Source organism: Roseivirga sp. UBA1976 (assembly GCF_002336325.1).
Lineage (GTDB): Bacteria > Bacteroidota > Bacteroidia > Cytophagales > Cyclobacteriaceae > Roseivirga > Roseivirga thermotolerans.
Genome location: NZ_DDDQ01000035.1, coordinates 1 through 8,705, shown reverse-complemented (window position 1 = coordinate 8,705; position 8,705 = coordinate 1). Strand labels below are relative to the sequence as shown.

At 44.2% G+C, this 8,705-nt stretch carries 9 protein-coding genes and 1 pseudogene; 4 read left to right on the top strand and 6 right to left on the bottom strand.

The genetic code is table 11. From position 1 onward, the window contains the following. The coding region (locus B3763_RS03225) for a sugar 3,4-ketoisomerase (protein ID WP_286743609.1) at positions 1 to 201 on the bottom strand (201 nt) is incomplete at its 3' end. Between the two features lie 116 nt (positions 202 to 317). Between B3763_RS03225 and B3763_RS03220 the strand changes: the two genes are divergently transcribed. From B3763_RS03220 to B3763_RS03210, 3 genes are read left to right on the top strand one after another with little or no spacing between them, the layout of a single operon-like run. After that, a complete protein-coding gene (locus B3763_RS03220) occupies positions 318 to 1,241 on the top strand; it encodes a hypothetical protein (protein ID WP_229838581.1) in 924 nt (307 codons plus the stop codon). 1 nt (position 1,242) lies between these two features. After that, positions 1,243 to 1,854 (top strand): IMPACT family protein, encoded by a 612-nt coding sequence (locus B3763_RS03215; protein ID WP_286743605.1) that lies wholly within the window; start codon positions 1,243 to 1,245, stop codon positions 1,852 to 1,854. Continuing rightward, on the top strand, positions 1,851 to 2,381 hold the full coding sequence (locus B3763_RS03210; RefSeq protein WP_286743603.1) for a GNAT family N-acetyltransferase: 531 nt from the start codon (positions 1,851 to 1,853) through the stop codon (positions 2,379 to 2,381). The genes B3763_RS03215 and B3763_RS03210 overlap by 4 nt, the downstream gene beginning before the upstream one ends. A gap of 4 nt (positions 2,382 to 2,385) precedes the next feature. On the opposite strand, the gene B3763_RS03205 is transcribed toward B3763_RS03210, so the two are convergent. Together B3763_RS03205 and B3763_RS03200 are read right to left on the bottom strand one after the other, a co-directional pair. Next, entirely contained in the window at positions 2,386 to 4,755 is a 2,370-nt protein-coding gene (locus tag B3763_RS03205) for an ABC transporter permease (RefSeq protein ID WP_286743601.1), read from the bottom strand. A gap of 62 nt (positions 4,756 to 4,817) precedes the next feature. Then, a complete protein-coding gene (locus B3763_RS03200; RefSeq protein ID WP_286743599.1) occupies positions 4,818 to 5,783 on the bottom strand; it encodes a DUF4097 family beta strand repeat-containing protein in 966 nt (321 codons plus the stop codon). 44 nt (positions 5,784 to 5,827) lie between these two features. Between B3763_RS03200 and B3763_RS03195 the strand changes: the two genes are divergently transcribed. After that, the gene (locus tag B3763_RS03195; RefSeq protein WP_286743597.1) at positions 5,828 to 6,358 is read left to right on the top strand and encodes a DinB family protein; all 531 of its coding nucleotides are present in this window, start codon (positions 5,828 to 5,830) and stop codon (positions 6,356 to 6,358) included. A 1-nt stretch (position 6,359) separates the two neighbouring features. Here B3763_RS03195 and B3763_RS03190 read toward each other — a convergent pair whose 3' ends face one another. The 3 genes and pseudogenes from B3763_RS03190 to B3763_RS03180 form a co-directional block, all read right to left on the bottom strand. Beyond that, positions 6,360 to 6,944 carry a 3'-5' exonuclease gene (locus B3763_RS03190; RefSeq protein WP_189629665.1) on the bottom strand — a complete coding sequence of 195 codons (585 nt, stop codon included), beginning with the start codon at positions 6,942 to 6,944 and terminating at the stop codon, positions 6,360 to 6,362. A 12-nt stretch (positions 6,945 to 6,956) separates the two neighbouring features. Further along, on the bottom strand, positions 6,957 to 8,411 hold the full coding sequence (nhaC, locus tag B3763_RS03185) for a Na+/H+ antiporter NhaC (protein ID WP_286743593.1): 1,455 nt from the start codon (positions 8,409 to 8,411) through the stop codon (positions 6,957 to 6,959). A gap of 39 nt (positions 8,412 to 8,450) precedes the next feature. Next, a pseudogene (locus B3763_RS03180) lies at positions 8,451 to 8,705 on the bottom strand (FAD-binding oxidoreductase); the annotation flags it as partial.

Below are 8,705 nucleotides of genomic sequence, written 5' to 3'. Positions count from 1 at the left end.
TACCAGCCCCTGAATGCACACAATCACCTGTTCTCCTGTTTTGTGAGCATGCCCTCCCCTCACCTGTTGCTCGGGCACTCCTGTGAGCCAATACACTCTTTTTACCTCAAAAGGTACGTCTTTGAGCTCCTCCAGAAAATTGAGTCGTCCTCTTTGGTCCATTCGGGTACTAAACTCATAGCATTCAGGTTTTTTGCGCATGGTCAATCTTACAAAAATTATTTGGTGTAGCCGCAAGCCCAATTTGATTGAACCCAATGGTAATTCCAAAATACAGCCCTTAGTTATTCCTCTCCAGAGGGCACGGGGAAACACTGTTGCCACAAAGTTTTTCCGTATTTTCGCAGGCTATGGTGTATTTACTCATCACTATTCTTGCCAATGTGGCCATTTTTATGGCCTTCAGGTCATACAGTAAATTCAATGTCAATACCCTACCGGCCATTGTGGTTAACTATGGGGTATGCGTAGTAACTGGGGTTTCTTTTGTGGGGGCTAATAGTCTAAAGACACATGTTGAACCCTCAGCTCCCTGGTTTCCTTTTGCCCTGGCATTGGGTATTGTTTTCATTTCCTCTTTCTTTCTTATGGCCTACACCACACAGAAAAGAGGGGTATCGGTAGCTACGGTGGCCAGCAAAATGAGCCTTGCCTTTCCCGTAATACTCAGTTTGTTTGTTTTTAAATATGCTGTCAACGAATTAGACTCATGGAACTACCTGGGCATAGCCCTTACTTTTGTTTCCATTGCACTGGTAAGCCGGAAGAAGCGTGATAGTTCAATGCAGCCCATTACGCTCAAGTACTTGTTGTTGCCCATGAGTATTTTTGTGTTGGGCGGACTTATAGACAGCTCTATCAATTATGCCAACCACAACTACATAGAAGAAGCGGTTGAGCCTATATTTCCAATCTTCATTTTCGGGTCGGCCTTCGTTTCAGGCAGTTTGTTCTGCCTTGTTAAACGCGTAAAATTCGGATGGAAAGAATTGGTAGGTGGCATTTGCCTGGGTATTCCCAATTACTTCTCTATCTTCTTTAAACTCAAAGGACTAAGCGCATTTAATAACAATGGAGCCATTGTTTATCCTATTCTCAACATTGGCATAATCATAGTTTCTACACTCCTGGCCATTGTAATCTTCAAAGAGAGACTTTCCAGAATCAATTATATCGGGGTAGGACTGGCATTAGTGGTCATATTCCTTTTGAGCTATCAGGAGATTTTGAAAGCTTTGTAGCATGCAGGATAGCTTTCTAACCATAGGCCAACCAGCCGAAGGATTATACAAGGAAAAAGGCAGCAAATTCATAGGCCTGGCTTTTCCGGTAAAAACAGAAGATGAGGTAAAAGAAAGACTGGAAGAAACTCGCAAAACCTATTATGATGCCCGCCACCATTGCTATGCCTATATTCTGGGCCATGAAGGGACGCAGTTTAGGGCAAATGATGATGGAGAGCCCAATCATTCGGCCGGAGATCCAATACTTGGACAAATACGGTCGAAAGAACTCACCAACACGCTGGTTATTGTAGTTCGCTATTTTGGAGGTACTAAATTGGGGGTGAGCGGACTTATCAATGCCTATAAAACAGCTGCCGCTCTGGCTCTTGATAACACCAGCATTGAAGAAAAACTCATTACCCAAACCATAAAGCTTCAGTTTCCATATGAAGAAATGAACGAGGCCATGAAACTGGTTAATGACTTTGAAATGCAGATTACCCGACAGGAGTTTGAAATGGAATGCAGTCTTGAGGCCGAACTCATTGTGAGTAAAGTAGAAGAGTTTGAAAACAAGGTTATACTTTTACAAAATCTTAGCCACGCCATTCAGTACCAGATACCATGAAACTGCATTCCTATAGCTTTCCAATAGAAACTGAACGTCTTTATTTTCGGCCACTTTCTCATGAAGATGTTCCCGCATGGACCACCTTTTTTATAAACAACCCTAACCTTCACTTTGTAGGAGTTACCGACCAAAAGGCTCCTGAGCTGCAGTCGGAAATATGGATTGACCGGCAAATGAAACGCTATGATGAAACCGGCATAGGTATTTTGGCTGCCTGCCACAAGCAATCTCATCGTTTGGTAGGCAATGCCGGCATCATTTGGCGCGATGATATTTTAGGGAAGCCTGAGTTTGAAATTGGCTACTCGGTGATTCCGGAACTTTGGGGGCAAGGGCTGGCCTCTGAAATGGCCATTGCGCTCAAGCAATATTTTATCCACCAGCAAATTTCCAATCGCGTTGTCTCCATTATTCACATAGACAATGTGGGCTCTCAACAGGTAGCTCTAAAAAATGGAATGAGCCGAGGCCCTCAATTCGAGTTCCTTAGCTCACCCTGCTATCTATATCAATGTGAAGTATAGCTACTCATTCATTTCGTAGCGAACTGGCCGGATTGGCCAACGCAGCTCTTCTGGCCTGATTAACCACCACCACTATGGCGAAGAATAACGCCAGAGCTCCTGTAAGCGCAAAAATCCACCAGTCAAGAGTTGTTCTAATGGTGTAACGCTGCAAATAATTATGTAGTAACCAGTAGGCAAAAGGAGCTGAAATCACAAAAGAGAGGAGCACGAGCTTGGCAAAATCTTTAGACATGAGCCCCACCAGGCTAGTGACCGAGGCTCCAAGAACCTTGCGAATACCAATTTCTTTTATGCGCTGTTCGGCCATGTAACTGGCTAAGCCAAACAAGCCCAGGCCGGTTATAAAAATAGTGAGTGCAGCAAAGATGGTAGACAGCTTTCTGGTTAGATTAATTGTAGTGTACTTGCGTTGAAAAGCCTCATCTACAAACTGATATTCGAACGGATAAGCAGGGTTATATTGCTCAAAAACCTCCTGCACACCCGCCAAAGTAGACTGCATATTATCTGTTGGCCTCAACCTTAGGGTTGCCGATCCACCCCAATTGTCAATAATCATAAACATAGGCCGAACTTCTTCATAAGGAGAGCCCATAAGTATATTATCGATCACACCTACCAGATTACGCTTATCGCCCCAAAGATCTAGTGAAGTACCAATGGGGTCTCCTTCCAGGCCCATTAATTCCAGGGCTGCTTTATTGATGATAATGGCCGAAGAATCGCTGGAAAACTCTTTGCTGAAGTCTCTGCCATAGAGCATTTTGGCTCCCATTGTTTCCGCATAATCATATCCCCTCACCACAGTTACAAACATTACTTTTTCCGACTCCGGTTTTCCCGGCCACCCCAAAAAGTTGTTGGAGTTGATATCCGTAATGCGACTGTTAGACCTTGTCATATTCACAATGAGGTTTTTTCGTATCAGTTCATTCTTTATTACCTCATAGTTTTTGGTAATATCATCGGTCAGCGATACGGTAATAAGGCCTTCCTGACTATAGCCAATGTCGCGGCTTTTGGCCAGGTCTATCTGTTTTAGAATAACAATAGTGCCTACTATTAGTATGATGGCAACACCAAACTGAAGCATGACCAGTATTTTGCGTGGCAAATTAGCATTCTTACCCACCGCTACTTTGCCTTTAAGTGTTTTAATGGGGTTAAATGAAGAAAGATATAGTGAAGGATAACTTCCGGAAATAATACCCGTGAGCAAAATGATGGCGAGCGAGAACAGCCAGAATTCTGACGACTGAAAGTCTATAGAAAGCCGTTTATCAACCAGATTGTTATAGGCCGGTAAAGAGGCCAACACCAGCAAAATGGCGAACAGGTAAGATATAACCGATATGATCAACGACTCACCATAAAACTGCATAATGAGTTGACCCCGCTTGCTGCCCAGACTCTTTCTGATGCCTACCTCTCGTGCTCTTCTTTCAGAACGGGCTGTGGCGAGGTTCATAAAGTTGATACAGGCAATTAGCAATATGAACATGGCGATTACAGAAAACAGAGTAACATACTCTTGTTGCCCACCGGCTTCCACTCCATTTTCAAAATTACTATGCAGCCTCCAGCGGCTCATCGGGTGCAGGAAGAACTCCCGCGGCACATCGTCCTGCCCTTTTTCAGTAAGAATACCACTTATAGCCTCCTCCACTTCTTTCTCGTCACCTTCTCCGGCAAGTTCTACATACACCTGAAAAGAATAGTTGCCCCAGTTGTCCGTATTGTCCCTCACCCATTGTTGTATAGACTCGCGGTGTTTCCAGGGAATAAGGTAATGAAACTGAAAAGATGAGTTTTGGGGTACGTCTTTAATGATACCCGTTACCTGAAGAGTGCTAGAATCATCGACCTTCACAAACTGACCAATCGGATTTTCTCCTTCCTGAAAAAGAGTTGATGCCAATGTTTCTGAAATCACAATGGAAGAAGGATCGTCCAGTACCAGGCTTCTATCTCCTTCTACCATTGGAAACTCGAACATATCGAGAAACTCGTTGCTCACAAAGTAGCCACGAATATTAATGCGCTTATCCCCGTTGGTTATCAATCGGTTACCTCCCCATCCGGCTACTGCCGAGTTGACTATTTTGGCATGGGCCGATTTCATTTCCATGTATGTGGGCAGAGGCACTGAATTCCAGGAAGAAACTCCTCCGGCAATTGAGGCATTGACCCACACCTGGTGAAGCCTGTCTACTTTTGGAATGAACTTATCGAACGAAGTTTCTTCTTTTACCCACAACAGAATAAGCATACTGCAAGCAATACCTACAGAAAGCCCGGAGATATTGATTACCGAATAGAGCGAGTTTTTCTTAAGGTTGCGCAGCGCAACCACTATAAAGTTTTTGAGCATTTGACCTGAGAGTTATGGTTGTTTTAGAGACTGAATAAATAGCTATTCGTTACAATGACCTGCTATTTTCTTACTACAGCCCTTCCTGAACCCGTACTAATACGAATTCTGATGGTCTTATTCCCAATTTTGGCTTCTTTGATATGCCCCTTGTTTCTCCCCCTCCAGTTAGAACCACGATCGTCTTCATACGACCTGTCGAAACGGAAAGGTGCGCTAATATCATCTTCATCATTAGCCCTCATATAAAATTCCCCCGCTATTTCATGGCCATTAAAATTGAGCATGGCATTCCCTGAGCCGGTGTTTAAAGACAAGTCGTAGTCCAGTTCTCCTGCCAGAGTTACTTCTACATTGCCAGAACCTGTATTGAGCGAAGAGTTTCCACGAATTTTGGCTTCATCTACTTCAATATTGCCACTGCCGGTGTTAATTCTAAGGCCGCCCTCAATTCCATTGGCTCTCACGTTACCACTGCCAGTATTCAGGTCTGTATTCCCCTTGGCACGATCTATCCTAATGGAGCCTGAACCTGTATTCACGTCCATAGCACCATCAACGGCTCTTAGCGAAATATTTCCCGAGCCGGTGTTGGCATGAACATCGCCTCGCACATCATCCAATCGAATATTTCCGGACCCCGTATTAGTACGAAGCTCCACAGTCAGCCCGTTTACTTCAATATTTCCAGACCCTGTCTTAAAATCAAGCTCAAGACCATCCGGAATCTCAAGCGTCCATTCAGAGTAACCGCGAGTCCAACGGCTTCTCCTAAATTCTTCCTTAATAGTCAGGCGGTCGCCATTCTGTTCAAATTCCGGTTCATAGTCCTCTTTATCATAAGTATATTCCACAGTCACTTTCACCTCATTTCCGCTGCCTTTTTTAATGGTGCCATTACCGGAAGCTGTTGTCAGCCGAATGGATTTAATACCTGTAAAAGTCTTTTCTATTCGCTCCTGAGCCTGAGTGAAGGTAATGGTAAAAGTCAGGGCAAGAAGGGTAAGGATCGATTTGAGTTGTTGCATTTTGTTGTAGGTTTTGGTGGAATGACATACTTTAAACAAAAAGAATGCACGAAGCTGAAAAAAACATACAAACCGACTGGCTAATTAACCAGCTCGCTGATAATAAGGAAGTCTTTTTAAGCCTGCTTGAAAAAACTCCGCCCCACATATTCAGCTGGAAGCCGGAACCCGGCCGTTGGAACCTGCTGGAAATTATTTGCCATTTGGCCGATGAGGAAAAACATGATTTTAAGTACAGGATACAGGTAGCTTTAGACCCTAATCAGTTTCCTTTTCTACCAATCGATCCGGAGGCCTGGGTTACTGAAAAAAGCTACGCCACTCAACATTTCACCCAAAAATTAAATGAATGGGCAAAGGAGAGAGAGCAATCGGTAGAGTGGCTCAGGAAATTAGTACCAACAGACTGGGAGGCACACCTTGTTCATCCTGAGTATGGTCAAATGACAGCCCGAAACATACTGGCGAACTGGGTGGCACATGACTACATACACCTCAGACAAATTATTCAACTGAAAAGAGCTTGTTTGCAGAACATCACGGGAGAGTCTTTAGCCTATGCCGGCCGTTGGTAGTTTAAAGATAGCCCCAACCATCGAGCTTCTTATATATTTCAAGGCATATCCAGGCATCGGTGGCAGCATACAGAAGTTGCTTTTTAGTGAGCTGGTCTACCTCCCAGTTAGAGGTTTGAGCCGATTTTGATATTCTAATTTCCAAAATCATTGCGGCCAGGTTTCTGGCTCCTATATTTTCGGCCCCCAACTCTTCGAATGTATCGTTGAGGTCTAAGAAACCGGCTGGCTCAAAAGGCCGCAAACGATCCAGCAAGTTATAATCATCTTTTAGTCCTATGCCTACCTTGAGTATTTCGTCATTTTCCAGAAAATGGTGCACACTATCCATTATACCCAATTGATGGGTTCTAAGCAGATATACCTTTTGCTCTGTAGCCACCTGAATAAGACCAATATTTCTTACTTGCCCCTTTTTAAAAGTAGGTTTGGCCTCTGTATCAAACCCCACTACCCCATGTTGGTTAATTTCCCGCATGGCTTCTTCAATCTGTTCTTCTGTAGCGGCTACCACAATTTTCCCCTCATAGTGTCGTAAGGGAAACTGCATCACCTCGTCTTTGCTAATGGATAGTGGAAACATCATATGGAAGCTTATCTATGCCGGTGTTTCTGAAGGTTTAATTTTTCTGATTTTGATGTTAAAGTATGCGTAAATTATAGTCATTATGGGGCTTATAATATTGAAGAAAGCAAACCACAAGTAGGCCCCTGTGGCTACCCCCAACACTTTTGAATGATAAGCACCGCAGGTATTCCATGGAATGAGCACTGAGGTAACCGTACCGGAATCTTCCAACGTTCTACTTAGGTTTTCCGGGGCCAATCCCTTCTTCCGGTAGATATCGGCATACATTCTGCCGGGCACCACAATGGCTAAATATTGATCTGAGGCTGTTCCGTTAAAGAAAATGGTAGTCACGGCCGTAGAAGCCACTAACGAGCCGGTTGATTCTACCTTAGAAATTACCGCTTCGGCAATACGTTTGAGCAGACCACTGGCCTCCATTACACCGCCAAAAATCATGGCCGAAAGAATAAGCCATACAGTTTTAAGCATACCGGCCATACCTCCTGACTTTAAGAGATCATCCACTGTGGCATTGCCTGTTACTATGGCTATTTCACCATAAAGCGACTTCATTATGCCCACAAAGCTCATTTCCACACTGCTGCCTTCCCATCCGGAAACTGTCTTGACCATTTCCGGTTGAAACACGAGCGCAAAAACTGCTCCCAGCAAGGCCCCAATAAGAATGGCCGGAATAGCCGGCATCTTCTTTACAATTAAGATCACTACTACGAGGGGAACCAAAAACAACCAGCCGTTTATATTGAACTGGCTGGAAATGGCCGAGAGTATAGCTTCTGTTTCTCCAATGTCTCCGTTTCCACCGTGGGTGAAACCAAGAATAAGGAACAGTATTAAGGCGATAATAATAGATGGCACAGTGGTGTAAGTCATGTACCGAATGTGTGTAAACAAATCGGTTCCTGCCATGGCCGGAGCCAGGTTGGTAGTGTCGGAAAGTGGAGACATTTTATCGCCAAAATAGGCCCCTGAAAGAACCGCTCCGGCCACCATACCTTCATGTAAACCAAGAGCCTTGCCAATTCCAATCAGGGCTATACCAACCGTAGCGGCCGTTGTCCAGGAACTACCCGTAGCCACAGACACTATAGAACAAACAATGCAAGCCGCAACCAGAAAAAATGTTGGGTTCAGGATTTGAAGACCATAGTAAATCATGGCCGGTACAATGCCCGAAAGTAACCAGGTGCCAGCCAATGAACCTATAAGGAGCAAAATTATAATCGAGGCCATGGCCGAGCTAATGCTCTTGACTATTCCGTTTTGAATGGCCTCCCACTTCATGCCTAGCTTGAGAGCTACAAGAGCAGCCACTCCGGCCGAAAGAATTAAAATAATTTGATTCGATCCGTCCAGAGAAGAATCTCCAAATATGGCCACATTGACTCCCAATACGGCAACCAGAAAAATTATGGGTATAAATGCCTGAAAAAGAGACGGCTTCTGATATTGGTAACTCATACGTCTTATAGGTAAGCGTTGAAGATAGCAAATATTTAATTATTGGCAGACGATTTCCGCAAGCTGCTGGCCAATTTTGCTGCCAATGGCAACCCCCATACCTCCGAGCCGTACTCCCATAGTGATCCTTGGAGATACCCGCTCAACAATGGGCTTCTTATTAGGGCCAAATGCCATTATCCCGGTCCATACCCTATCTATTTCTACGCGGGTATCCGGCAATATAAGTTCTTGTAAATCCGATTTCAGTTGGTTGAGTATACGATCGTTGATGTTAAAATCAGTAGTGTTTTC